Raw genomic sequence first — 25,102 nt, forward strand, 5'->3', positions numbered from 1 at the left:
CGTCAGGTGATCCGCTCGAAGACGGCGGCGATGCCCTGGCCGCCGCCGATGCAGAGGGTGGCGAGGCCGTAGCGTTGCTCGCGGCGGTGCAGTTCGCGGGCGAGGGCGCCGACCATGCGGGTGCCGGTGGCGCCGACCGGATGGCCGAGCGAGATGCCGGAGCCGCGCGGGTTCGTACGCTCCAGGTCCTTCTCGCCGAACCGCCACTCGCGCATGACCGCGAGGGCCTGGGCCGCGAACGCCTCGTTGAGCTCGATGAGGTCCATGTCGGCCAGCCGCAGCCCGGCCCGGTCAAGGGCGACGCGGGTGGCCGGGACCGGCCCGATGCCCATCCGGTGCGGCTCGACCGCGCCGATCCCCGACGACACGAGCCGCACCAGCGGGCGCAGGCCGAGCGCCGCGGCCCGGTCGAGGGTGGTGACGACGCAGAGCGCGGCGGCGTCGTTCTGGCCGCTGGCGTTGCCCGCGGTGACCGTCGACTCGGGGTCGGCGGCGGCGCGGATGGGGCGCAGCCGGGCCAGCGAATCCAGCGTGGTGTCGGCGCGCGGGTGCTCGTCACGGTCCACGGTCGTCTCGCCGCCCCTGACGGGGACCGTGACCGGGATGATCTCCTCGGCGCTCCTGCCGTCGCGCTGCGCCTCGACGGCCCGCCGGTGCGACAGCAGCGCGAGCTCGTCCTGCTCCTCGCGGGGGATGGCGTACTCGCGGCGCAGGTTCTCCGCCGTCTCCAGCATCCCGCCGGGCACCGGGTGGTGGCGGCCGCCCGCGGTGACCCGGCCGCGTTCCAGGCTGTCGTGCAACTGGACCCCGCCCTGCCGGGCGCCCCACCGGAGGTCGAAGGAGAAGTGGGCGGCGTTGCTCATGCTCTCGACGCCGCCGGCGACGACCACCTCGGCGTTCCCGGTCACGACCTCCCTGGCCGCGTACAGGATCGCCTGCAGGCCGGAGCCGCAGCGCCGGTCGACGGTGAGCCCCGGCACGGTGACGGGCAGCCCCGCGTCCAGCGCGACGACGCGGCCGATGGCCGGGGCCTCGCTCGTCGGGTAGCAGTGGCCGAGCACGACGTCGTCGATCGCCTCGGGCTGGAGCCCGGTGCGGGCGAGCAGCCCGCGCAGCGCCTGGGCGCCCAGCTCGGGAGCGGGGAGCGCCTTGAGCGAGCCGCCGTAACGGCCGATCGGGGTCCGCACCGGCTCGCAGATCACGGCGTCACGGGAGCCGGTCATCGGGTGGCCACCTCACGCATCAGATTCCTGGCGATGATCAACTTCTGCACCTCGCTGGTCCCCTCGTAGATGCGGTAGAGCCGGGCGTCGCGGTAGAGGCGCTCGACCGGCACTCCGTGCATGTAGCCGCTGCCGCCGTGGATCTGCACGGCGCGGTCGGCGACCCGGCCGGCCATCTCGCTGCAGAACAGCTTCGCACTGGACGGCCCGATCCGCCGATCGGTGCCGTCGTCGTAGGCGCGGGCGGCGGAAAGCACGAGCGCGCGACCGGCCATCAGCTCGGTCTGCGAGTCCGCGATCATCGCCTGCACCTGCTGGAAGGTGCCGATCACGGTGCCGCCCTGCTTCGCCGACGCGGCGTACCGTACGCTCTCGTCGACCAGCCGCTGCGCCAGGCCGACGCAGCAGGCCGCGATGTGCAGCCGGCCCTTGGCCAGCGAGCGCATGGCGGCGGCGAACCCCTCGTTCTCCACCTCGCCGATCAGCCGCGAGGCGGGCACCCGGACGCCGTCGAAGTGGATCTCGCTGGTGTGGGAGCCGCGCTGCCCCATCTTCTTGTCCCTGGGGCCCACGGTCACGCCCGGCGTGCGCGTGTCCACGGCGAAGACCGAGATGCCCTTCGGGCCGGCCTCCCCGGTACGGGCGAACACCATGAGGACGTCCGACCGGTCGGCGTTGGTGATGAAGCGCTTGTGGCCGTCGATGACGTAGTCGTCGCCGTCGCGCACGGCGCGGGTGCGCAGGCCGCTCGGGTCGGACCCGGCCTCCGGCTCCGTCAGCGCGAACGAGGCCACGCACTCCCCCGCCGCCATCCGCGGCAGGAACTCCGCCTTCTGCCGCTCGGTGCCGAAGTTGACCAGCACCTGCCCGGCGATGCCGTTGTTGGTGCCGAACATCGAGCGGAACGACGGGGTGGTGTAACCCAGCTCCATGGCCAGGCGGGCGTCCTGCTCGGCGTCGCAGCCGAGCCCGCCGTACTCCTCGGGGACGGTGTAGCCGAACAGGCCCATCCCGGCGGCGGCGCCGCGGATCCGCTCGGGGATCTCGTCGGTCTCCTCGATCACGTCCTCCGCGGGCACCACGACCTCGCGTACGAACTCCCGTACGGTGCTCAGAACGGCGGCGAAGTCCCCGCTGTCCATGTGTCGTCTTCCTTTCTCACGTCACCTGCCCATGCAGGCGTCCTTGATCCGCTCCAGGTCGTCGATCTCGGCCACCGGGGAGCTCACCACGACCTTGCCGACGTCGATCACCGTCACGTGGTCGGCGACCTCGACCGCGGCCTCGACCGCCTGCTCCACCAGCACGATCGCCAGCCCCGACGCCTTCAGCTCCGAAACCCTGGCCATCACCTCGGCCACCACCGACGGCGCCAGGCCGCCGGACGGCTCGTCGAGCATGAGCAGGCGCGGCCTGGCCATCAGGGCCTGCCCGATCGCCACCATCTGCTGCTGGCCGCCGGACAGCGCGCCCGCCGGGGAGTCGCGCTTCTCGCGCAGGATCGGGAACAGCTCGTGGATCCGGTTCAGCTCGCCTTCCAGCGCCCTGCGGCGCAGGCCGAGGCTGTAACCGCCGAGGAGCAGGTTCTCCTGTACGGACTGCTCCCGGAAGACCCGCTTGCCCTCCTGGACGTAGCTGATCCCGAGCTTGACCCGGGCGTGCGCGGGGACGGAGGCCAGCGGGCGGCCGTCGTAGACCAGCTCGCCGCCGTGCACCGGGTTGAGCCCGGCGACGGCGCGCAGCGTGGTGGTCTTGCCCGAGCCGTTGCGGCCGAGCAGCGCGGTGACCTGGCCGGGCCTGGCCTCGAACGAGACGTCCCAGACCGCGCGCAGGTCGCCGTAGCCGGTGGCGAGGCCGGCCACGGTCAGCAGGGCGTCGCTCATGCGTGTCCCTCCTTGCCGGTGGTGACCGAGTCGTCGGTCACGCCGAGGTACTCGTCGCGCACCCGAGGGTCGGCCTCGATCTCGGCCGGGGTGCCGGAGGCGAGCACGGAGCCGCGGGCCAGCACCACGATCTCGTCGGCCAGCGACAGCACCAGGCCGAAGTTGTGCTCGACCAGGATGACCGTGCAGCCCGCGTCGCGGATCCGGCGGATGAGCGCGGCCAGGGTCTCCACCTCGGCCTCGTCCAGCCCGGAGGCCACCTCGTCGAGCAGCAGCACCTTGGGCTCGGCGACCAGCGCCCGCGCGACCTCCAGCAGCCTGCGCATGCCGAGCGGCAGCGTGGCCGCCTCGGTGTCGGCCAGGTGGTCCAGCCCGACGAGCGCGAGGGCCTGGCCGGCCTGCTCACGGTCGCGCCGCTGGACCCGGCGGAAGCGCCGGGTGCGCAGGATCGCGCCGCCGAACGAGGCGGGCTCGGCGGTGTAGCGGCCGGAGGCCACGACGTCCCTGACGGTGATGCCGGGCGGGATCAGCGGGGTCTGGAACGTCCGCGCCACGCCCAGCCTGGCGATGGCGTGCGTCGCCGCCGTGCCGATCTCCTTGCCGTCCAGCGTGATCGTGCCCGCGTCCCTGCGGTAGTAGCCGCAGACGAGGTTGAGCAGCGTGGTCTTGCCGGAGCCGTTGGGGCCGATCAGGGCCGTGACCCGGCCGGGTTCGGCACGCAGCGCCGCGTTCGTGAGCGCCTGGTTGCCGCCGAAGGCCTTGGCCACGCCGGTGACCTCCATCGTGCCGCCGGTGATGGGCGCGATCTCCGTCTCCGTGCCGCCCTTGGCGCCGGGCAGCACGCCGGCGGCCCGGTCGAGGCGGGCGGCCAGTTTGCGTGCCGCGCCGGCCACGCCGCCGCTCATCAGCACGCCGCCGATCAGGAGGAACAGGCCGAAGAACACCAGCGAGTACTCCTGGAAGCTGCTCGACTGGGAGTTGCCGTACTCCACGACTCCCGCGCCGAGCAGCGCCCCGTACACGCTGACCGAGCCGCCCAGGATGGAGGCGGCCAGCGCGCCGGTCGCGACGTGGAAGCTGAAGGCGTCCAGCGAGACGAACAGGTCCAGGTTGGCGAAGAGCGCGCCCGCGAGCCCGGCCGGGACGGCGCCGATCGCGTACCCGGCCAGCTTGGTGCGGAAGACGGACATGCCGACCGACGACGCCAGCACCGGGCTCTGCTTGAGCACCTGGAAGGCGATCCCGTGCCGGGAGGCCACGATGTTGCGGAACGCCGCGAACCACAGGATCGTGACCGCGACCACGCAGAAGTAGAACTGCTCGGGCCCGAGCTGGTAGCCGAACAGCGTGGCGGGCGGGATGCCGGAGAGGCCGTGCGCGCCGCCGGTGTGCTCCTCCAGGATCGTCACCACGTCGGGCACCAGCAGCACCAGGAAGAACGAGGTCATGGCCAGCGACCAGGAGCCCAGCCGGAGCCCGGGGATGCCGGTGAGGATGCCGACGACCAGCGCCGCCAGCCCCGCCACGAGCAGGTGGACCAGCAGGTCGGTGGTCCCGGCCTTGGAGATGATCGCCGCCGTGTAGGCGCCGGCCGCGTACATGGCCACCTGACCGATGGCGAGCTGGCCCGCGTACCCGAGCGACAGGTTCAGGCCGCTGACGATGAGCGCCATGATGAGCGTCAGCTCCACCTGCCGGGTGAGCCCGTAGTCCGCGCCCAGGAACGGCAGCGCCAGCAGCAGAGCGCCCAGCAGCGCCGGGTACACCCACGACGGCACCGCCCGGAGGGCTGCCCACGCCTTCATCTCGTCACCACGCACTCACAGCGTGGACGCCCCATCCCGCAGGGCGGGGAGGAAACGCGGAACGGTCGGACACTTCTGTCTCCCGGAATTCTGTCGGTGCTGATCGGTAGTTTGATCGGCGTGTCCCGCTACCGGCTCCAGCCTTCGCCCGCCCAGGAGCAGGCGCTGCTGGAGCACTGCGGGCACGCCCGGTATGTGTGGAATCTCGCGGTTGAGCAGCACGCTTGCTGGAAGCCGGGCCGTAAGAGTGCGCCGGGGTTCGCCGAGCAGTGCCGTCAGTTGACCTAGGCGCGGGCGGAGTCCGCGTGGTTGCGGGCGGGGTCGGTCATCGTCCAGCAGCAGGCGCTCAAGGACTTCGCGCAGGCCATGAGCACCTTCTTCGGCGGCAGCCACCGTCGTCCGGCGTGGCGCAAGCAAGGGCGGGGTGAGGGGTTCCGGATCGTCGCCGCCAAGGCGGGTGACGTGCGCCGCCTGTCGCGGCACGTGGGCGAGGTGAGGGTCCCGAAGGTGGGCTGGGTGCGGTTCCGCTGGTCCCGCGCCGTCCCCGAGGGGGTGAAGTCGTACCGCGTCACCCGCGACCGAGCCGGGCGCTGGCATGTCGCGTTCGTCGCGATACCCGAACCCGTCCTTGCGCCGGACCTGGGCGAGGTGGTCGGTGTCGACCGTGGCGTCGCCGTCTCGGCGGCCCTGTCCACCGGCGAGATGCTGCACGCCCCAGGGCTGCACGACACGGAGAAGGCGCGACTGCGGCGGCTGTTGCGCAAGCTCGCCAGGGCCACGCGCGGATCGAACCGGCGTGCCGAGGTCAAGGCCGCCATAGCCCGGCTGAAGGCGCGCGAGAGCGACCGGCGCAAGGACTGGGTGGAGAAGATCAGTACTGACCTCGCCCAGCGGTTCGACGTGATCGCCGTCGAAGACCTGCGGATCCGCGCCATGACCCGGTCGGCACGTGGCACCGTCGAGGCGCCGGGCCGGAAGGTGCGTGCCAAGGCGGGGCTGAACCGGGGCATTCTCGCCGCCGGATGGGGCGGTCTCGTCCGACGCCTGGAGGACAAGGCGCCCGGGCGGGTGGTGAAGGTCAGCCCCGTGTACACGAGTCAGCGGTGCTCGGCGTGCGGGATCGTGGACCGGGTAGCGCGTGAGAGCCAAGCGCGTTACCGGTGCCGGTCGTGTGGATACGCCTGCAACGCTGATGTGAACGCGGCCAGGAACATCGCACACGCGGCAGGGCATGCCGTGTCTGCGCGGGAAGGGCCACGGGATGCCGGGCCGGAGCACCGCGAACCTCAACCTGTCCTCCTCTCCGTGTGAGACGCGTTGGAATCCCCTGCCTTCGCAGGGGAGGATGTCAAACCACCCGTTCCTGGACCTTGCCGAACAGACCCGTGGGCCGGATCATCAGCACCAGCAGGAGGATCGCGAAGACGCTCAGGTTGCTGAACTCCGAGCCGAGGTAGCGGGCCGCGTGCTCCTCCACCAGCCCGACGGTGAAGCCGCCGGCCAGCCCGCCGTAGAAGCTGCCGAAGCCGCCGATCGCCAGCGCCACGAAGCCCTTCAGGGCCAGCGCCGAGCCGAGCGTCGCGACGGCGAACGTCTTGGGGCCGATGAAGAAGCCCATCAGCCCGGCGAGCAGCCCGGTGACGGCGAACGCGGCGAAGGCCAGCGTGCGCACGTTGACCCCGCGCAGCACGGCCGCCTCGGCGTCCTGCGACATGGCCACCACGGCGAGGCCGTTGAGCCGCCTGCGGGTGTAGAGGTGGATGCCCACCACGAGCAGCACGGCCATGGCGATCAGGCCGAGCTCGAAGGTGTACACCCGGCCGCCGGCGAGCGTGATCGCCTCCTTGGAGCCGATGAACGGCACCTCCAGCGGCTGGGTGCCCCAGATGAGCTGGGCCAGGCCCGTCAGGACCGTGCCGAACCCGAGCGTGGTGATCAGCTGGGTCTGGTGGTCCGCGACGGGCCGGACGGCGACGCGCTCCAGGACGGCGGCGATGAGCATGACCACGGCCATCGTCAGGAGGATGACGGCCGGCGCCGGGAGCCCGAACGTGACGTGGCCGGCGTAGGCGACGAAGGCGCCGATCATCATCAGCTGGGCCTGCGCGAAGTTGAACGACCGCGAGGCCACGTAGACGATGTTGTAACCGATGGCCACGAGCGCGTACACGGCTCCCAGCGACAGCCCTGCGTAGACGAGCGTCACTTGGACGCGCCCATCTGGCCGTTGACGATCGGGGCGGGGTCCACGAACGTGTGGGTGCCGCGCGCCAGCTTCGGCTCGTGCGACTCCGCCGAGTACGGGTAGCTCGTGTAGACCGCGGTGCCCGCGTTGCCGTTGACCTCCGGCTTCTCCAGCGACTTGGCGATGGCCGCGGCGTCGGTGCTGCCGGCGTCCTTGGCCCCGGCGGCGATGAGCAGGACGCCGTCGTAGCCGAGGACGTTGACCATCGCGCCCTTGATGCCGCCGAGCTCCTTCATCTTCGCGACGGCCTTGTTCGTGGCCTCCGCCGCCGGGTCGTAGACCGTGGCCGCGTTCACCTCGATCTTGAGGTTCTTCACCTCGGCCGAGCCCAGCAGGCCCTCGGGGGGCTCCTGGGTGACCAGCGGGGTCGAGGCGACCGACGTCTCACCGAGCAGCGGGACGTCCCAGCCCAGCTTGGTGATGCCCTTGAGCACGTACCCGGTGGGGGCGCCGTAGGCGTTGAAGACGACCACGTCGGGGTCGGCGTCGCGGAGCGCGGAGATCTGGGCGGTCATGTCGAGCGCGGCGGAGTCGTACTCGACCTTGCCCACGACCTCGTAGCCGTTCTCCTTGAACACGGTCTCGGACAGCTCGCCGAAGTTCTTGGCGTACGGGGAGTTGCCGTGCAGGATGCCGATCTTCTTGTAGCCGTTGGACTCGAACACCGGCAGGTAGTCCTCGACCACCACGCGGGGGGAGGCGGCCAGGTTGAAGGCCAGCGGGTGCTGCTTGGGGTCGGCCGTGTCGTCGATGTTGGCCGAGTTCATGAACAGGATCTTGTTCTGGTTCAGGATCGGCGCGACCGCCGAGCTGACCTGGGTGCCGGCCGTCACGATGTAGGCGTCGGGCTTCTCCTTGGCGAGCTGCGCGCGCAGGCCGGACACCGCCTTGGTGGGGTTGGCGTTGTCCGGCGACTCGATGAGCTTGATCTGCCGCCCGTTGACGCCACCGGACTCGTTGACCGTCGCGACGCCGGCCTTGACCGAGTTCACGCCGGTGATGAGCTGGTCGGTGACGGGCCCGGCATCGCTGCCGGCGCTCACCATGATCACGTAGGGGGCGTCGTCCGCGCCCGCTGTCCCGGCTTCCTCTGCGGCGGCGCCGCATGCCGGGAGCGCGAGCAGGGCGGCCGCCAGGACCGCCCACCTCGCCCGGTGGCCCTTCATTGAATCAATCCAATCTTATCTATGATTGAATCCTAGTAAGAGAAGGCTGGCACAAGGGCCTCTCCTTGGCAATGGGGCGACGGTGAAAAGGTCAGAGCGCCGCGCGCAGGTCGCGCCTCAGCACCTTGCCGCTGGCGTTGCGGGGCAGCTCCTCGACGAACTCGACCGTACGGGGGACCTTGAAGTTGGCCAGCCGCTCCCGCGCCCAGGAGATGATCTCCTCGCCGGTGGCCTCGGCGTCGCGCCGGCGCACCACGTACGCCCTGGCCACCTCGCCGAGCCGGGCGTCCGGCACGCCGACCACCGCCACCTCGGAGACCGCCGGGTGGCGCGCGAGCGCCTGCTCGACCTCGGCGGGCGAGACGTTGAACCCGCCGACGAAGAAGAGGTCCTTGATCCGGTCGGTGATCTTGAGGTTGCCGTCGGCGTCGAGCGTGCCGACGTCGCCCGAGTGCAGCCAGCCCTCCGCGTCGATCGCCTCCGCCGTGGCGGCGGGGTCCTCCCAGTAGCCGGGGGTGACGTTGGCGCCGCGGATCAGCACCTCGCCCGGCTCGCCCGGCGGCAGGTCGCGGCCCTCGGCGTCCACGACCCGCAGCTCGACGCCCGGCAGCGCGCGCCCGTTGGTGCGGGCGATCACGTCGGCGGAGTCGCCCGCGCGGCACATCGTCGCGGTGCCGAAGCACTCGCTCATCCCGTACGCGGTGATGAAGTGCTCGAACGGCAGCTCGGAGCGGGCCCGCTCGACCAGCGCCACCGGCACGACGGCCGCCCCGGTGGCGGCCACGCGCAGCGACCCGAGGTCGAAGGACTCCCGGCCGGGGCTCTCCAGCAGCGAGTAGTAGATGGTGGGCGGCCCGTTCATCACCGAGATCCGGGCGGACTCGATGATCCGCATGACCTCCACCGGGTCGAACACGGCGAGCGGCACGATCGTCAGCCCGTTCATCAGGCTCGTGATGATGCCCGCCTTGTTGCCGCCGGTGTGGAAGAACGGCAGCGACACCAGGTAGCGGTCGCCGGGCCGCAGCCCCCAGATCCGGCCGTACGCCGCGTACAGGTCCAGGCAGGTGCCGTGCGGGATCGTCACGCCCTTGGCCCGGCCGGTGGTGCCGGAGGTGAAGATGACCTCGCTCAGGTCGGCGGGGTCCACGGCCAGCGCCGTCTCCCTCGCGGTCTCCTGGCTCACCGCCGCGCCGCCCGCCAGGAAGTCGCCCCAGCTCCCGCCGTCGAGCATGTCGACCACGGCGAGCTCGCCGAGCGCGGGCTCGTCCTCGTCACGCTCCCGCAGCGCCGCCGCGTAGTCGTAGCCGAGGAAACCGTTGTCCAGGAAGACCGCCTTCGCCCGGACCCGGCCCAGGATCTCCCGGGCCTCGCGGCCGCGGTAGCGGGTGTTGAGCGGGACCACGGTGGCGCCGGCGCAGTGCAGGCCCAGCGAGGCGACGATCCAGCGGTGGGTGTTGGGCGCCCAGATGCCCACCCGGTCGCCCGGCCGGACGCCGAGCGCGATGGCGCCGCGCGTCACCTCCAGCGCCGCGGCCAGCAGCTCCCGGTACGTCAGCTCGGTCTCGCCGTCGATGACCGCCGGCCGGTCGCCGAACCGTTCGACCCCGGCCATCAGCATGCGCGGAACGGTCCGCTCCGTGTCCATCAAGGCCTCCTATTTCCCGGTGAACTTCGGCTCGCGCTTCTCCACGAAGGCGCTCAGGCCCTCGCGGAAGTCCTGGGCGCGGGAGGAGACCTCCAGCGCGAACGCCTCGGCCGGCAGCTGCTCGCGGAGCGCGGCGTCGGCGGCCTGGTTGATCAGGGCCTTGGTGAGGCCGAGCGCCACCGTCGGCCCGGCCGCCAGCCGGGCGGCGAGCGCGCCCGCCGCCTCGTCCGCCCGGCCCGGCTCGACGACCTCGTGCACGACGCCCCACGCGCTCGCGGTGTCGGCGTCGAGGCGTTCGCCGAGCATGAGCAGGCGGCGGGCGCGCAGCGGGCCGACCGCGCGGGCGGTCAGCCAGGTGGCGCCGCTGTCCGGCGTCATGCCCCGGGTGATGAACGGCTGCCAGAAGGTCGCCGTGGTGTCGGCGACCACGAAGTCCGAGGCCAGGGCGAGCTGGAACCCGATCCCGACCGCGTACCCCGTGACGGCGCACACCACCGGCACCTGCAGCTCGCACAGCTGGGGGATCAGCCGGTGGGCCTGCGACGGCAGCCGCCGCTGGATCGCGCCCGGCCTGGGCCGGCCGCCGGAGCCCGCGTTGCGCGCCACGATGTCGAAGCCGCTGCAGAAGTCGCCGCCCTCGCCCGACAGGAGTACGGCGCGTACCCGTTCGTCGTTCTGGGCCAGCTCCAGGGCGTCGATGACGGCGCGCAGGGAGCGGTCGTTGAGCGCGTTGCGCCGGCGCGGGTCGGCCAGGCGCAGGGAGAGCACGCCTTCGGAAAGCCCTGTGACCAGGCCTTCCACAGCGGGATACTCGCTATACATGCAAGCATTATAAAGATGCACTCTTTGATCCCGTCACTCCTACGTGTAGATGTTACTATCTTTGTAATGATTGCGTTTCATGGAGAGGACGCGGATGAGCACGAGCGTTCCACGGGGGGACGGGCAGGCCACCGGGCCGGCCGGGCGATCGCTGACGGAGCTCCTCGACGAGCTGCCCGCGCTCGACGAGGCCACCGTCGTGCATTCGACCAGCAGCACCCTGACCCTGGCAGAGCTGCGCGCCGCCGTGTCCCGGGTGGCCGGCGAGCTGACGAGGGCCGGGGTCCGGCCGGGTCATCCGGTCGGGGCGCTGGTCGGGTCCGGCGCCTCCGGCGTGGTGGCGATGTTCGCGGCCTGGCGGGCCGGGGCCGTCTATATGCCGGTCAACCACCGCATGACGGGCCACGAGGTGGCGGCGCTCATCGACGACACCCCCGTGTGCCTGCTCCTGGGCACCACCGGGGACCTTGAGGGGCGGGACGCCGGCATCGGCGTCGTGGAGCTCGACGAGACCACCTGGAGCGCCCGCACCCGCAGGCCCGTGCCGGCGGACGCGACCACGTACGACGACGACATCGCCCTGGTGCTGCGCACGTCGGGGACGACCGGCAAGCCCAAGGCGGTCCTGCTGCGCCACGACGGCACGCTGGACGCGCTGGACGCGAGCCTGCGCAAGCTGCGCCGGCGGACCTCGGGGCCGCGCGAGCCCCGGGCGGAGCTGCGGGCCAACCTGATCCCCCTGTCCCTGGCGCTGTGGGCGGGGATCTTCAACACGCTCTTCTCGTTCCGCGCCGGGTTCGGCGTGGTGCTGCTCGACCGGTTCACGCCGGAGGAGTTCGCCAGTGCGGTGCGCGAGCACGAGCTGACCTCGACGGTGCTCGCGCCCGCCATGATCACCATGCTCAGCGAGGCGGACGAGGTCGACACCCTGGAGCCGCTGCAGATCGTGCGCTCCATCACCGCGCCGCTCTCCCCCGCCGTCGCCCAGCGCTTCCACGACCGGTACGGCGTGCTCGTGCTCAACTCGTACGGGCAGACCGAGCTCGGCGGCGAGGTCGTCGGCTGGACGATCGAGGACATCCGCACCTACGGCACGGAGAAGCTCGGCGCGGTCGGCCGCCCCTACGACGACGTGGACGTCCGGATACTCGACGAGCACGACCAGGACCTGCCGGCGGGCGAGCCGGGCCACATCCACGTCCGCTCCCCCTACCGCATGCGCGGGTACGCGGTCGCGGGCGACGAGGACGCCGACCGGATGCTCGACGGGTTCCTGCGCACCGGCGACGTCGGCCGGCTCGACGCCGACGGGTTCCTGTGGATCGAGGGCAGGGTCAGCGACATGATCAACCGGGGCGGCCTCAAGGTCTTCCCCGACGAGGTGGAGGAGGTGCTGCGGCGCCACCCCTCGGTGCGCGACGCGGCCGTCGCGGGCGTGCCCGACCGCCGGCTCGGCGAGGTGCCCTGCGCGTGGATCGTGCCGGTCGACGGCGAGGTGGACGAAGGGCGGCTGACCGCGTGGTGCCGGGAGCACCTGGCGCCCTACAAGGTGCCGGTGTCCTTCGTCGCCGTCGACGCCATGCCGCGCAACGACGTGGGCAAGGTGCTGCGCCGCCAGTTGCGGACAAGCGCCCCGCCCAAGGAAGTTATGCTGTAGTCATAAAGATTGTAAGATTGACAGCGGTGTTGCGAGCGCCTGTCCGGCGCCTCGCCCGCTCCCGGAAACCATAGGAGAGAAGAGGCACGCGTGCGACAGCTACGACAGCCGCGTCTCGCCGAGATCGTCGCCGCGAAGCTGCGCGACGACATCCTCTCGGGCCGGCTCACCGAAGGAGACAGCCTGCCCAGGCAGGAGCATCTCTTCACGGAGTTCCGGGTCAGCCTGCCGGCCGTGCGCGAGGCGATGCGCATCCTGGAGACCGAAGGGCTGGTGTCGGTGCGCCGCGGCAACGTCGGCGGCGCCGTCGTCCACCTGCCCACTCCGCAGCGCATCGCCCGCACGATCAGCATGGTGCTGCAGACCCGCCGCACCACGATGTCCGACGTGAGCGGGGCGCTGCTGAGCCTGGAGCCGACCTGTGTCGCGCTCTGCGCCGCCCGCCCCGACCGGGCCGAGACCACCGTGCCCGAGCTCCGCAAGGTCATCGCGGAGCAGCAGGCGGCGTTCGACGACGCGGAGCAGTTCCCGCTGCTGGCCCGGCGCTTCCACGAGAAGATCGTCGAGACGTGCGGCAACGAGACGATGATCGTCATCATCGGCTCGCTGGAGCTCATCTGGACCGCCCACGAGTCCACGGTGTGGGGTGACGTCCCGGCGGGCGACGACACCGACTCCCCCATGGCGCGCAAGTCGCTCAGGGCGGCGCTGCGCGACCACGAGAAGATCGTCGACGCGATCGAGGCCGGCGACGGCGCCCGCGCCGTCAAGCTGGCCACCGCCCACCTGGACGCGACGCGGAGCTCCAGCCTGGGCGCCTCGCAGAACGACCTGGTCAACACCGACCTGCTCGACAACATCGACTACGGCACGCGCTGACCTCACACGGAAACGGCCGCCGGTCTCCCGGCGGCCGTTTCTCGTCCGTACGGGTCAGGCCGCGCCCACGGCCTCGGCCCTGAGCGTGTCGTCCACGAGCTTGTCGGCCGGGAGCAGGTCGGTGTAGGTGAGGATGCCCTCGACCTTCACGAACATCTCCTGCATCTCGGTCAGCGTGCCCTCGTTGATGGCCAGGCTGCTGTCGAAGGCGTAGAGACCGCCGCCGCTGATGGTGTTCTCCGGCACCTTCATGAAGTCGGCCAGCATCTTGACGATCTCGGCGTCCTTGCGCCAGTCACCCTCGAACCGCTTGGCCGCGCAGGCGTTGGCCTTCAGGAAGCTCACCCCGGTGGCCCGCTCGGTCTTCAGCAGCTTGGTGCCGAAGATGATGCCGGCCGTGGTGCTCGATCCGTACGCCTTCTTCGAGTCGACCAGGGCGTGCGCCACGTCCTGGTCGATGGCCTTCTGGGTCTCGGGCGCGAACAGCAGCGCGGCCTCCACGCCGCCGTTCTTGAGCGCGGGCACCATGTCGGAGCCGCCGAGGGTGACCAGCTCGACGTCGCCGAAGCTCAGCCCGCCGGCTTCGAGCGACTTGCCCAGCAGGTAGGAGGTGGCCGAGCCGACGGAGCCGAGCAGGGCCACCCGCTTGCCCTTGAGCTCCTCCACCGACTTGATCGACTTGGCGCCGAACAGGCCGCTCGGCGCGGCCTCGCCCTCCGGCGTGTTCACCGAGCCGAGCGAGGCGACCATCTTGAGCTCGGCGCCCTTCGCGACCTGGTTGAACATGCCGGCCGACGGCGAGCCGACGTAGGCGTCGAGCTTGTCGGTGGCGAGGAAGGCGATCGCGTCGGCCGGGTTCTTGATGGGCTCGAACTCGATGGTCAGGCCCTCGTCGCGGTAGCACCCGAGGGCGTCGGCGACGAAGGCCGGGCCCAGCGAGGTGCCGGAGATGTAGCCGACTTTGAGCGTGCGGGTGGTGTCACTGGCGGGCGTGCCGGTCTCCTCCTCGGCGCCGCAGGCGGTCAGCGCGCCGAGGGCGAGGATGGGGAGGGCGAGCGCGGCCATGACGCGCCTGCTCAACGAGAGCCGTGCGGTCACGGGTCGTTCCTTTCGATCGGCCGGTGGGGGGAAGTCACCGGTTCCAGGGGGTGAGCAGCCATTCGACGCCCCGGAGCACCAGGCCGACGATCACGCCGATCAGCGAGATCGAGACGATGCCCACGTACATGTGCTCGGGGACGCCGAGGTTCCACGAGTTCCACACGAGGAATCCCAGGCCGGCGTCGGCGGCGACGAACTCGGCGCCGACGATGACGATGACGGCGAGGCCGGAGGCGATGCGCATTCCGGTGAGGGTCTGCGGCAGCGCCGCCGGCAGCGTGATGTGCACGAGCGTGGACCAGCGCGAGGCGCCGCACGAGCGCCCCACGTCGTGGTAGCGGGGGGAGACGCTGCTGACCGCGTCGATCGTGTTGATGAGCACGACGAAGAAGCAGGTCAGCGCGACCAGGAGGATCTTGCTGGTCTCGCCGAGGCCGAAGATGAGCAGCAGCAGCGGCAGGATCGCCAGCTTCGGCACCGTGTAGAGCGCCGAGATCGTGGGTTCGAGCGCCACCCTGAGCAGCCGTACGGAGCCGATCACCATGCCGAGCGCGACCGCGCAGGACGTGCCGAGCAGGTAGCCGGAGACGATGCGGCTCAGGCTGGCCAGCACCGACTCCTGGTAGACGCCGCTGGCCAGGAGGTCGGCCCAGGAGGCCGCGATGTCGCTGGGCGGGGGGAAGTAGTTGCTCTCCAGCACCCCGGCCCCGGCAAGGAGCTGCCACAGGCTGATGAGCGCGACCGGCACGAGGATCGCCAGGCCGCGCTCCATGAGCGTGCGGCGGCGGGCGTAGCCGCGCGGGTCGAGCTCGGCCGGTCCTGGGGCGATCGTCCGCCAGGTGCCGGTGCTCTCGACGGCCTCCTGGTCGCGGGTGACGGGGCTCATGCGGGCTGGAGTTCCCTTCGCAGTCGGTGCCAGATCTCGTCGCGCAGGGCGGCGAAGTCGGGCGAGGCGCGGATCTCGTCAGGGTGCCGCGGCCGGTCGAAGGGCACGTCGATCACGGTGGCGATCCGGCCGGGCCGCGCGCTCATCACCGCGATCCGGTCGCCGAGCAGCAGCGCCTCGTCGATCGAGTGGGTGACGAAGACGACCGTGTTCTGGTTGGCCTGCCACAGGTCCAGCAGCTTCTCCTGGAGCAGCAGGCGGAGCTGGGCGTCGAGCGCGGCCAGCGGCTCGTCCATGAGCAGCGTCTCGGGTTCCACGGCGAGCGCCCTGGCGATCGCGACCCGCTGCTTCATGCCGCCGGAGACGGTGTCCGGGTACGCGTTCTCGAAGCCGGACAGGTCGAGCTGGGCGAGCCAGTGATCGGCGATCTCCTTGGCCCGCGCCCTCCGGACTCCGGTCTGGAGCAGCGGGAAGATGACGTTCTCCCTGATCGTCTTCCACGGGAAGACGGAGTAGTCCTGGAAGACCACGGCCGACAGGGATCGGGACGGGTCGTCGTGCCGCATGTCGATCGTGCCGCTGGACGGCCGCTCCAGCCCGGCCATGACCCTGAGCAGGGTGGTCTTGCCGCAGCCCGAGGGGCCGAGCAGGCACAGGAACTCGCCGTCGTGGACGTCCAGCACGATCTCGTCCAGCGCGCGGACGGAGCCGGCGCCGCTGGAGAAGACCTTGCCGAGCTTGCGCACGGCGATCTTCACGGGCTGTGTGGGCGGCATGCGAACGCCTTTCTGAGCGCTGCCATCAGCACTGATCTAATACTCAATCATTGATAAGATACGCAAAGCATGGGTCAGCGACAAGGCCGTTGCCCCGGTTAAGGCCAACCCGTAACCTTCTGGACCCACGGCCGCTCACCCGCCCAGCACCTCGCCCCGACACCCGGTCCGCGGCTCGTCACGCGCCCAGCACCTCGTCCGACACCCGCGACTCGACGGCGTACGCGTCCGCGAGCGTGCCGCGCACGCCCTCGCCCACGGCGCGCTTGATCCCGCGCACGGCGGCGGCCGGGTGGCCGGCGATCAGCTCGGCCAGGTCGAGGGCGCGACCGAGCGCGGCGCCGTCCGGCACCACCTCGCCGACGAACCCCCACGCGCGCATCCGCTCCGCGCCGAAGCGCTCACCCGTGAGCATCACCTGCATCGCCGCCGGGTAGCCGATCTGCCGGGGCAGCCGGGCCACCGACCCGCCGCTCGCGATGAACCCGTGCCGCACCTCCGGCAGCGAGAACAGCGCCGACTCCCCGGCGATCCGGATGTCGGTCGCGCCCGCCAGCTCCATCCCGGCGCCGAAGCAGATGCCCTCGATCGCGGCCACGACCGGAAGCTCCAGCACCACGTCACGCAGGAGCGCGTGATGCACGTCGGCCCACACCGCCGCGGCGGGCTCGCCACCGCGGATCGCCGCGGCGACGTCGGCGGAGAACGTCGCGAGGTCGGCGCCGGAGGAGAAGTCGCTCCCGCCCGTCACCACGACGGCCCCCGCGCCGGAGGCCGCCACCTCCCGCCAGGCGGCGGCCAGGTCGCGGAAGCCCGCCAGGTCCAGCGCGTTGCGGCGGGCGGGACGGTCGAGTGTGACGAGACGGACGCGCGGCCGGGGCTCGGACACCGTGATCATGAGCACTCTCCTCTTATGATTTACATCATTAAAATGATAGATTGCGGCAATGGTCGACACCAGCCACGCTGAGGACGAGGTCCTCATCCGCTCCCTCATCGGGCTCGCCGCCCACCTCGCCGACGAGGGCGAGCCGGACGACTACCGCGCGCTCTACACCTCCGACGCCACCTGGAGCTTCGGCGGCAGCACCCAGCACGGGGCGGACGAGATCGTCGCCGCCACCCGGCAGCGCCGCACCGAAGGCGTCAGCGGGCCCGGCACGAACACCCGCCACCTGGTGGTCCCGTTGCACGTGACCGTGACGGGCGACACAGCCACCGCGGTCTCGTACTTCCTGTTCTTCGGCGACACCACCGGCACCCCCGCGGTGCGGGTCTTCGGGGTCTACACCGACGAGCTCGTCCGTACGCCGGAGGGCTGGCGCATCAGCAGCCGGACGAGCCGGGCGGGATGACCTTTCGTGCGTGATTCGGCAATGATGTCCTCTACTCGGGAGGGCCACTCACCATGACGACGACGATCGAGACGCTGCTGGCAGCCGCGGCCGGAGACGCCGCGGACGTCCCCGCGCTGATGTGCGAGGGAGAGTCGGTGACGTACGCCGAGCTGCACGCGCGCGTGCGCGAGGGCGCCGCCGCCTGGATCGCGCACGGCCTGCGCCCCGGCGACCGGATGGCCTGCTGGGCCGCGAACACGATCGACTGCACCGTCGCCATGCTCTCGGCCATCGTGGCCGGGGGCGTGCTCGTCCCGCTCAACCCGCGCTACACGAGCGCCGAGGTGGCCGCGATCCTGCCCCGGGTCTCCGCCCCCTTCCTGGTCGCGCCCGGCCTGCTCGCGGGGCGGCGGCTGGCGGCCGAGGCGCTCCCTATCGCGGGCGGCGCCCACGTGATCGCCCTCGGCCCCGACGTGCCCGAGGGCGCGGTGGGATGGGACGAGTTCCGCGCCGGCGCGGGTGCGGCGGCACGGGTCGAGCCGGGCGAGATCATCGCGATCCAGTTCACGTCGGGCACCACCGGGCGGCCCAAGGGCGCGGTGCTCCGGCAGGAGCCGTTCCTCACCACCGCCCGCACCTGGGCCGAGGTCGTCGGGCTCGGCCGGGGCGACGTCTACCCGGTGACCTATCCGCTCGCGCACATCGGCGGGTTCAAGACCGGTCTCATCTCGCCGTTCCAGGTGCGGGCGACCGCGGTGCTGATCCCCGTGGTGTCGGCGGAGTCGATCGCCGAGGTCGTCCGCACGCTGCCGGTCGCGGTGCTCAACGCGCCGCCCGCCGCGCAGCGGTACGTGGTCGCGGCCCGCCGGAACGGCGACATCCCCGGCGAGCCGGCCATCCGCGTGGCGGTCATCGGGTCCGCGATCGTGCCGCCCGCTCTCGTACGGGACCTCAAGCAGGAGCTGGGGGTCGGCGACGTGGTCATCGGCTACGGGCTGACCGAGGCGACCGGGGTGTGCACCATGACGCGCCCCGGCGACCCGCTCGACCTGGTGTGCGACACGATCGGCCGGCCCATCGACGGCGTCCGGGCGCGCGTCTGGGCGCCGGACGCGACGGGCAGCCCCGTGGTGGGCGAGATCGAGGTGACCGGCTCCAACGTCATGGCCGGCTATCTCGACGACCCCGCCGCCACGGCCGAGGTGATGCGCGACGGCTGGCTCCGTACGGGCGATCTGGGCTGGATCGGCGAGGACGGCTACGTGCGCATCGCCGGGCGGACCAGGGACATGGTCATCGTGGGCGGGTTCAACGTCTACCCGGCGGAGGTCGAGCACGTTCTCGCCGACCATCCGTCGGTGACGGACGCGGCGGTCGTCGGCGTGCCCGACGACCGCCTAGGCGAGGTGACGGCGGCCTTCGTGGTCGTCTCCGGAGAGCTGGACGAGAGCGAACTCCTCGCCTGGTGCCGCGAGCGGCTGGCGAACTTCAAGGTGCCCCGGCGCGTCTGGATCCTCGACGAGCTCCCGCGCGGCGCGGTCGGCAAGATCGCCAAACCGCGCCTCCAGGAGCTCGCCGTGGACCTGCTCCGCCGGCCGGACTGACCGCCGCCTAGCCCTTGACGGCCTTGGCGACCAGGGCGCTCAGCCGCTTCTCCTCGGCGGAAACGCCGATCTGGCCCAGCTCGAACTCCTTGGCCAGCGCCGTGAACCGCCAGGCGGGAAGGACCGCCGCCGCGCGGCACAGCCCCGCGACCGTGGTGAGGTCCACGCTGAGGACCTTCTTCTTGCCCGACGCCGGCGGCGGAGGCAGCTTGGCCGGGCCCGTGTCGTGGACCACGTCGACGGTCTTCTCCTTGAGCAGCGAGAACAGCTCACCGGCGAGATAGCGCTGGGTCTCGATCGTGACGCCGCCCGTCCGCTTCGCGAAGAACCCGGCGAGCAGCGGCACCAGGGCGTCCTTGCCGAAACCCACGTTCTGGACGGCGAACACGCAGTACGAGGCCGCGATGTTGTTGCGGTACCGTTCGACGCCGGCGTCACCCTTGACCTCGTCCAGAGCTTTCAGGTGCTCCAGCACCGCCTCCAGCGGCAGCTGGCCGAGATCGACCTGCTTCTGGCCCGGCTGCCCCGCGCCGGGAGGCGTGCTGGTCGCCAGGTGGCCGAAGGCGTAGAAGCACTCGACCATCGTCTCCTTGGACTCGTGGCCGGGGTTGATCCGGACGTACCACTCCTCCTTCTGCTCCGCCGGCGACGCCCCCCACGGCCCCGGGATCCTGCCGACGTACGACGTCCGCAGGAACGAGAAGCTGTCGCGCCAGTCGATCAGGACGAGCTTGCCGAAGAGGGTGTCGATCTTGCCGGTGGACGTCGCGCGCAGGAGCAGGGGGATCCCGTCCACGTAGGTGGTGCCCTGGCGCTTGCTCTTCGGGTCGATCGGCCAGCAGAACTCGTCCACGAACTTCGCGTTCCGGGCGGCGCTGTCGATCAGCGCCAGCTCGTCACGGTGCCCGTGCCGGAGCATGTGGATCACGAGCTGTCCCTCGTCGTGCCGGGCGAGGTCGAGCTGGATGTCCTGCAGCAGCACCTCGGCCCGCGCGAACACGGATTCGAGGTTGCCCTTCTGGGACAGCAGGGTGAGATCGCCGGCGGCCACCTTGCCGGTGCCGAACGAGGCGTACTTCTGGTAGCTCTTGCACAGGAAGACCTCCAGCCTGCCGGCGGCGATGTCCTCCTTCAGGCTGCCGAGGATGACGTCGAGCCGGCCCCTGCCGCCGGTCGACCCGGGCGCGAGCTGGATGGTGGTGTCGATGATCAGCACGCACGGCGCCGCACCCTTCTTCTGCGCCGCCAGGGCCTCGCGCACCGAGACCACGAGCTCTTCCGGCGACGGCTTGGAGTAGGGCGCGCTCGGGTTCAGCGTCGCGACCAGGACGTCCTGGTGCGGCGTCAACGTGTCGCCCTCTCTGAGCCTTCTGAGCAGCTCGCCGGTCTCGAAGTAGTCGATCGGCTCGGTGGAGCGCGAGACCTGCTCGTGCCCCCGCCAGGACAGCGCGATCCACAGCGCCGTCCCGAGCGCTTCCATGCCGCTGGTCGTGAGGTAGCTGTACATGTGGACCTGCTCGCCCTCGACCAGCGGCGCGATGCTCGGCGCGCGTTCCAGCATGACCCGCCGCACGGCCCGCCGGTAGTCGTCCCCCGTGTAGTTCGCGGCCACGGCGACCACGATGCCGATCTCGTCCATCATGAGGTCGACCGCGCGCAGCGCCACTGTCGGGTTGTGCTGGTTCGCCACGACGATGTCGAGGAGCCGGCCCAGCGAGCGCAGCGCGTTGGCGGTCAGCGCGTCGGTGCGCTTCGGGCCGGCCTCGTCGGTGAGGCCCAGCACGAGGTGCTCGACCATGGCGCACACCGGCGCCAGCTCGGTCTTCTGCCGCGCGATCTCCTGCAGGCGGGCGAACGGGCTGCCGGTGATGAGCGCCACGAGGTCGGCCCAGGTGTTGACGGTGGAGTCGGCCGGGGGCTCCGGCTTCCCCGTGTCCATGAGCTCGTAGAGCTGGTAGGCCGACGGCGTCGCGCCGAGCTCCTGAAGGATCGACTTCCAGGCGATGTTCTGGTCCTTGAAGGCGGCGGTGCCGCTCAGCACGCTGATGCCCGTCCGCCCTTCGACCGGTTTGATCCTGAGCCCGGCCACCACCTTCGGGTCCACCATCATCGCCAGCTTCTCCAGCACGCGCGGGCTGTTGACGAGGATGTCCTCCGGGGCCGTCAGCACGGTGCCGAGCTTGGCCAGGAACTCCTTGAGGGTGTCGACGTAGTTGGTGCGCCAGTAACTGGCCGCGAGCTCGTTCTCGGCCGACAGGCCCCGCTCCTTGTCGCGCTGGGTCTTCGCCGCCCGGAAGCCGATCTGCTCGACGATGTGCTCCTGCGTCGTGCCCTTCACCGCCGCCGCGAGCTCGGCGCGGCGCTCCTGTGAGTACGTCGTCGGCTTGGCGTTGATGGAGTCGACGAGCTCCGCCGCCTTCCGGAGATGGCCCATGGACGAGGCGTCGCGCTCGTCGGCGACACGGTCAGCGAGCGCGGCCAGGTCGGCCGTGGCGAGGTCGAGCGCCTCCAGCGTCAGCGGGTCGTGGCCGCCCGGGGTCGTCTCGGGGCGCTCGCCGGGCTGCTTCGGTGGCAGGACGTCGAGGTAGTGCGCCACGTCCTGGTGCTGCGGCGCCGGCTTCTCCACGGGCGTCCGCACCGTGGGGTGGGCCAGGCGGGTCGCCGCGGTCGCCTTCATGAAGGCGTGGGCGACCTCGCCCCTCAGCTGGGCCGCGATGAGCCGGGACTTCTCGCTGCGTTCGGCCGCCGAGCGCTCGGCCAGCGTCTCGGCGATGAGCTTCACGGATTCGAGCGCGGCGGGCGAGCCCAGCTGCGTCAGCGCCCTCGCCACCGCCTTGGCCGTGGTCGGGTCGGGCTTGGCGACGAACTCCTGCCAACCCGCGGGCAGCACAGGATCGTTCGACATTACCGACATGCTTCCTCCCCTTGTCCCATGCGCTGGGACGGACAGATGACGGTGGGCCCCCACCCGATGCTCGATGCCGGGCCGACCCGCGTCAATGCGATCGGCCACGGTTTTTGGAACGGGACAATGGCTGTCCACCCTCGTCCGGGGCCCGCTCTCAGCGGCGGCGGACGCGTTCGCGGAGGGCGGCGACCGCGTCGGTGAACGCGGGCTGGCGCATCGACCAGTCCTGGGCGATCTGCTCGACGCCCGCGGCCATCCGGGGGTCCGTCAGGGAACGGCTGAGCCGCATGGTGGCCTTGGCGCGGCGCACCGCGTCCGGGGAGCGGCCCGCCACCCGGGCCGCCATGCGGCGTGCCGTGTCCATCAGCTCGCCGTCCTCCACGCAGCGCCAGATCAGGCCGCGCCGCTCCGCCTCCTCGGCGGTCAGCCGGTCGCCGAAGAGCACCATCGCCGCCGTGCCCTGCCGGCCGACGCGCTGCTCCATCCGCCACAGGTGGCCGCCGCCTGGGTGGATGGCGAGGTCGAGGAAGCGCGGGTCGAACGTGGCGCTCCTGGCGGCCACCACCACGTCGCACGCCAGCGCGAAGCTCACCCCGGCCCCGATCATCGGCGCGTGCACCGCGGCCAGCACCGGGACCGGCAGCGCGGCCAGGGCGTCGAAGCCCTGGTAGACGGCCGTCGGGTCGTCCGCGGGCGCGCCGAGCGCGTCCATGTCGCCGCCCGAGGAGAAGACCGGTCCGTTGGCCCGCAGCACCACGGCCCGCACGTCCCTGCCGAGCCCGGCGCACGCCTCGGCGAGCTGCCCCACCAGCACCGGGTTCAGGCTGTTGCGCCGCCGGACGTCGTCCAGGGTGATCCACGCGACGTGGTCCTCCACCTCGACGAGCACGGCCGTCCTGTCGTCCGCCATCGCTTCCTCCTCTGGTTCGTTGCCGCGCGGGCGGCGTGGGTTCTATAATGGCCCTATTCTCTTAATGATAAAAAAGATAGTTCTCGGAGTGGCATGGAGATCGAGCTCACCGCCGAGCAGCGGGCCTTCCGCGAGTCCTGCGGCAAGCTGGCCGCCCACCTGGCGTCCCGCTGGCACCGCGGGCGCGGACCCCACGACGTCGGCCCGTCCGCGCCCGACGAGGCGTCCTGGTCGCGCGTCGCCGAGGCCGGCTGGCTCGCCATGCGGCTGCGCGAGGAGAACGGCGGGGCGGAGGCCGGCGCCGTCGACATGATGATCCTGGCCGAACAGCTCGGCCACCACGCGGTCGCCGCACCCGTCCTGGGCACGGTGATCGCGGCCGAGCAGATCCAGTCCTGGGGCGCGGCGTCCGGGCTCCTGGAGGAGATCGCCGAAGGCACCCGCCGCCTCGCCCCCGCCCTCACCCCTGACCTGACCGGCTTCGCCGACGCCACGGGGTCGCTGGCGTGGGACGCCGCCGGGGCCGAGTTCGCGGTGGTTCCGGCAACGGGGACCGCGTATGCGCTCGGGGAGCCCGTACCGTTCGCTGATCAGACGCGCGCCGTACGGCCGCTGGGTGAGCCCGTGCGGACCTTGCCCGAGCTGACGGCGCCGGACGGCGAGACGGCCGCGCGGACCTCCGCGTTCGCGCTCAGCCTGCTGGTGGCCGACCTGCTCGGCACCATGCAGGCCGCGCTCGACGCGGCGCTCGACCACGCGAGGACCCGCGTGCAGTTCGGCAGCCCCGTCGGCGCGTTCCAGGCCGTGCAGCAGCTCCTCGCCGACAGCCACGTGCTCACCGAGGCGTCGCGGAGCGCCTGCTGGTACGCGGCCTGGGCCGTCGACGCGCTCCCCGGTGAGGAGGCGCTGCGCGCCGCCCGGGTGGCCAAGGCGTACGCCTCCCGCTCGGCCGTGGAGGTGTGCGAGAACGTGATCCAGGTCTTCGGCGGCATCGGCATGACCTGGGAGGCCCCCGCGCACATCTGGCTGCGCCGCGCCCACGCCGCCCGCGCCGCGTTCGGCGACGAGCACCACCACGAAGCCGTCATCGCCGCCACCGAGTTCTCCGGGAGCTGACCGTGGACTACTCCGACGACCCCGAGGTGGCCGAGTTCCGCGCCGGCCTGCGCGCCTGGCTCCGCGACCACCTCGACGAGCACCGCGACGCCACCGGCTACGAGTCGGCCGAATCCGTCGAGCGGACCCTGCGCTGGCATCGCGCCCTGGCCGTCGCCGGCTACGTGGGCCTGTCGCTCCCCGCCGCCTACGGCGGGCACGGGCTGCCCGACCTGTACGAGGCGGTGCTCAACGACGAGCTGGCCACGGCCGGCGCGCCCCCGCCTCCGCCGATCGGCCACATCGCGCACGCCGTCGCCGACTTCGCCGGCGAGGACCTCAAGACCCGGGTCCTGCCCGGCCTGCTCGGCTGCACCGAGGTCTGGTGCCAGGGCTTCAGCGAGCCGGGCGCCGGATCCGACCTGGCCTCGCTGACCACCACCGCCGCCCCCGACGGCGACCGGTTCGTGGTCGACGGCCAGAAGATCTGGACCAGCGGCGCCATGTGGTCACGCTGGTGCCTGCTGCTCGCCCGTACCGAACGCGACGAGCCCCGCCACCGCGGCCTGTCCATGCTGGTCGTGGACATGGAGTCGCCCGGCGTCGACCGGCGCGAGATCGTCCTGGCCAGCGGCAGCCGCGAGTTCGCCGAGGTGTTCTTCGACGGCGTCGAGGTGCCCGCGGCCAACCTGGTCGGCGAGCGCGGCCAGGGCTGGCGGATCGCCATGCACATGCTCTCGTACGAGCGAGGCCCGGCCGACATGGGCTGGGTCGGACGGCTCGGCCGGGTGCTGGCCGCCGCCCGCGACGACGTCCGCTCGGGCCGCCTCCCCGCCGACGAGCCGCTGCGCCGCCGCCTCGCCGCCGCGTCGGTGGACCTGCGGGTGCTGCAGTGGCACGTGGCCCGCTCCCTGGCCGACCGCGACCCCGGCGGGTCGGCGGGATCGGTGGACAAACTGCTGACCACCCGGATCGAACAGAACCTGCACCACGTGGTCGGCGACCTCGCGGGCACGTCGTTCGTCCTCGGCGACCCCGCCCCGTACGGCGACTACCTGTGGTCCCGCGCCCAGTCGATCTACGGCGGCACCCAGCAGATCCAGCGCCAGATCGTCGCCCAGCGCGTCCTGGGGCTCCCCCGGGGCTGAACCCGGCGC

The 25,102-nt window shown here is 71.8% G+C and carries 21 protein-coding genes and 1 pseudogene; 8 read left to right on the top strand and 14 right to left on the bottom strand.

Annotated elements, in window-relative coordinates; all coding sequences use genetic code 11:
- Nucleotides 1–2: 2 nt before the first annotated feature.
- From FR742_RS34000 to FR742_RS34015, 4 genes are read right to left on the bottom strand one after another with little or no spacing between them, the layout of a single operon-like run.
- Complete coding sequence (locus FR742_RS34000) at nt 3–1,223, bottom strand: acetyl-CoA C-acetyltransferase (RefSeq protein WP_148035399.1); 1,221 nt, start codon at nt 1,221–1,223, stop codon at nt 3–5.
- Nucleotides 1,220–2,365 carry an acyl-CoA dehydrogenase family protein gene (locus FR742_RS34005; RefSeq protein ID WP_148035400.1) on the bottom strand — a complete coding sequence of 382 codons (1,146 nt, stop codon included), beginning with the start codon at nt 2,363–2,365 and terminating at the stop codon, nt 1,220–1,222. Before FR742_RS34005 ends, FR742_RS34000 begins: the two co-directional genes overlap by 4 nt.
- Before the next feature lie 21 nt (nt 2,366–2,386).
- Nucleotides 2,387–3,106, bottom strand: a complete 720-nt coding sequence (locus FR742_RS34010) for an ABC transporter ATP-binding protein (protein WP_148035401.1) — start codon at nt 3,104–3,106, stop codon at nt 2,387–2,389.
- Nucleotides 3,103–4,911, bottom strand: a complete 1,809-nt coding sequence (locus tag FR742_RS34015) for an ATP-binding cassette domain-containing protein (RefSeq protein WP_148035402.1) — start codon at nt 4,909–4,911, stop codon at nt 3,103–3,105. Before FR742_RS34015 ends, FR742_RS34010 begins: the two co-directional genes overlap by 4 nt.
- 96 nt (nt 4,912–5,007) lie before the next feature.
- On the opposite strand from FR742_RS34015, the gene FR742_RS45430 reads away from it, so the two are divergent.
- Both FR742_RS45430 and FR742_RS34020 read left to right on the top strand, forming a co-directional pair.
- Nucleotides 5,008–5,199: a helix-turn-helix domain-containing protein gene (locus FR742_RS45430; protein ID WP_222709228.1), complete on the top strand. Its 192-nt coding sequence runs from the start codon at nt 5,008–5,010 to the stop codon at nt 5,197–5,199.
- An 18-nt stretch (nt 5,200–5,217) separates the two neighbouring features.
- Nucleotides 5,218–6,222 (top strand): annotated as a pseudogene (locus tag FR742_RS34020) (RNA-guided endonuclease InsQ/TnpB family protein); the annotation flags it as partial.
- A gap of 37 nt (nt 6,223–6,259) precedes the next feature.
- On the opposite strand, the gene FR742_RS34025 reads toward FR742_RS34020, so the two are convergent.
- The 4 genes from FR742_RS34025 to FR742_RS34040 all read right to left on the bottom strand — a co-directional run bounded on the left by FR742_RS34025 (nt 6,260) and on the right by FR742_RS34040 (nt 10,792).
- A complete protein-coding gene (locus tag FR742_RS34025; protein WP_148035403.1) occupies nt 6,260–7,117 on the bottom strand; it encodes a branched-chain amino acid ABC transporter permease in 858 nt (285 codons plus the stop codon).
- Nucleotides 7,114–8,322, bottom strand: coding sequence for an ABC transporter substrate-binding protein (locus FR742_RS34030; RefSeq protein WP_148035404.1), 1,209 nt, complete (start codon nt 8,320–8,322; stop codon nt 7,114–7,116). Before FR742_RS34030 ends, FR742_RS34025 begins: the two co-directional genes overlap by 4 nt.
- A gap of 91 nt (nt 8,323–8,413) precedes the next feature.
- A complete protein-coding gene (locus tag FR742_RS34035; RefSeq protein ID WP_148035405.1) occupies nt 8,414–9,970 on the bottom strand; it encodes a FadD3 family acyl-CoA ligase in 1,557 nt (518 codons plus the stop codon).
- Between the two features lie 9 nt (nt 9,971–9,979).
- On the bottom strand, nt 9,980–10,792 hold the full coding sequence (locus FR742_RS34040; RefSeq protein ID WP_148035406.1) for an enoyl-CoA hydratase-related protein: 813 nt from the start codon (nt 10,790–10,792) through the stop codon (nt 9,980–9,982).
- A gap of 94 nt (nt 10,793–10,886) precedes the next feature.
- Between FR742_RS34040 and FR742_RS34045 the strand changes: the two genes are divergently transcribed.
- A complete protein-coding gene (locus FR742_RS34045; RefSeq protein WP_148035407.1) occupies nt 10,887–12,449 on the top strand; it encodes a class I adenylate-forming enzyme family protein in 1,563 nt (520 codons plus the stop codon).
- A gap of 90 nt (nt 12,450–12,539) precedes the next feature.
- Entirely contained in the window at nt 12,540–13,328 is a 789-nt protein-coding gene (locus tag FR742_RS34050; RefSeq protein ID WP_148035408.1) for a FadR/GntR family transcriptional regulator, read from the top strand.
- Between the two features lie 54 nt (nt 13,329–13,382).
- On the opposite strand, the gene FR742_RS34055 is transcribed toward FR742_RS34050, so the two are convergent.
- The 4 genes from FR742_RS34055 to FR742_RS34070 all read right to left on the bottom strand — a co-directional run bounded on the left by FR742_RS34055 (nt 13,383) and on the right by FR742_RS34070 (nt 16,989).
- On the bottom strand, nt 13,383–14,426 hold the full coding sequence (locus tag FR742_RS34055) for an ABC transporter substrate-binding protein (protein ID WP_148035409.1): 1,044 nt from the start codon (nt 14,424–14,426) through the stop codon (nt 13,383–13,385).
- A 34-nt stretch (nt 14,427–14,460) separates the two neighbouring features.
- Nucleotides 14,461–15,315, bottom strand: a complete 855-nt coding sequence (locus tag FR742_RS34060) for an ABC transporter permease (RefSeq protein ID WP_148035410.1) — start codon at nt 15,313–15,315, stop codon at nt 14,461–14,463.
- On the bottom strand, nt 15,312–16,091 hold the full coding sequence (locus FR742_RS34065) for an ABC transporter ATP-binding protein (protein WP_148035411.1): 780 nt from the start codon (nt 16,089–16,091) through the stop codon (nt 15,312–15,314). The genes FR742_RS34060 and FR742_RS34065 overlap by 4 nt, the downstream gene beginning before the upstream one ends.
- A gap of 178 nt (nt 16,092–16,269) precedes the next feature.
- Nucleotides 16,270–16,989, bottom strand: coding sequence for an enoyl-CoA hydratase/isomerase family protein (locus tag FR742_RS34070; protein ID WP_187281497.1), 720 nt, complete (start codon nt 16,987–16,989; stop codon nt 16,270–16,272).
- A 49-nt stretch (nt 16,990–17,038) separates the two neighbouring features.
- On the opposite strand from FR742_RS34070, the gene FR742_RS34075 reads away from it, so the two are divergent.
- Both FR742_RS34075 and FR742_RS34080 read left to right on the top strand, forming a co-directional pair.
- Nucleotides 17,039–17,446, top strand: a complete 408-nt coding sequence (locus tag FR742_RS34075; RefSeq protein WP_148035413.1) for a nuclear transport factor 2 family protein — start codon at nt 17,039–17,041, stop codon at nt 17,444–17,446.
- Between the two features lie 53 nt (nt 17,447–17,499).
- Nucleotides 17,500–19,032 carry an AMP-binding protein gene (locus FR742_RS34080; protein WP_148035414.1) on the top strand — a complete coding sequence of 511 codons (1,533 nt, stop codon included), beginning with the start codon at nt 17,500–17,502 and terminating at the stop codon, nt 19,030–19,032.
- 7 nt (nt 19,033–19,039) lie between these two features.
- Here the strand turns inward: FR742_RS34080 and FR742_RS34085 are convergent, their stop codons facing one another.
- Nucleotides 19,040–21,937 carry a hypothetical protein gene (locus FR742_RS34085; RefSeq protein WP_148035415.1) on the bottom strand — a complete coding sequence of 966 codons (2,898 nt, stop codon included), beginning with the start codon at nt 21,935–21,937 and terminating at the stop codon, nt 19,040–19,042.
- A gap of 157 nt (nt 21,938–22,094) precedes the next feature.
- Entirely contained in the window at nt 22,095–22,850 is a 756-nt protein-coding gene (locus FR742_RS34090; protein ID WP_148035416.1) for an enoyl-CoA hydratase-related protein, read from the bottom strand.
- A 93-nt stretch (nt 22,851–22,943) separates the two neighbouring features.
- On the opposite strand from FR742_RS34090, the gene FR742_RS34095 reads away from it, so the two are divergent.
- Both FR742_RS34095 and FR742_RS34100 read left to right on the top strand, forming a co-directional pair.
- A complete protein-coding gene (locus FR742_RS34095) occupies nt 22,944–23,966 on the top strand; it encodes an acyl-CoA dehydrogenase family protein (RefSeq protein ID WP_148035417.1) in 1,023 nt (340 codons plus the stop codon).
- A gap of 2 nt (nt 23,967–23,968) precedes the next feature.
- The gene (locus FR742_RS34100) at nt 23,969–25,093 is read left to right on the top strand and encodes an acyl-CoA dehydrogenase family protein (protein WP_148035418.1); all 1,125 of its coding nucleotides are present in this window, start codon (nt 23,969–23,971) and stop codon (nt 25,091–25,093) included.
- Nucleotides 25,094–25,102: the final 9 nt, after the last annotated feature.

Origin of the sequence: Nonomuraea sp. C10 (genome assembly GCF_008017515.1) — a bacterium.
GTDB lineage: Bacteria > Actinomycetota > Actinomycetes > Streptosporangiales > Streptosporangiaceae > Nonomuraea > Nonomuraea ferruginea.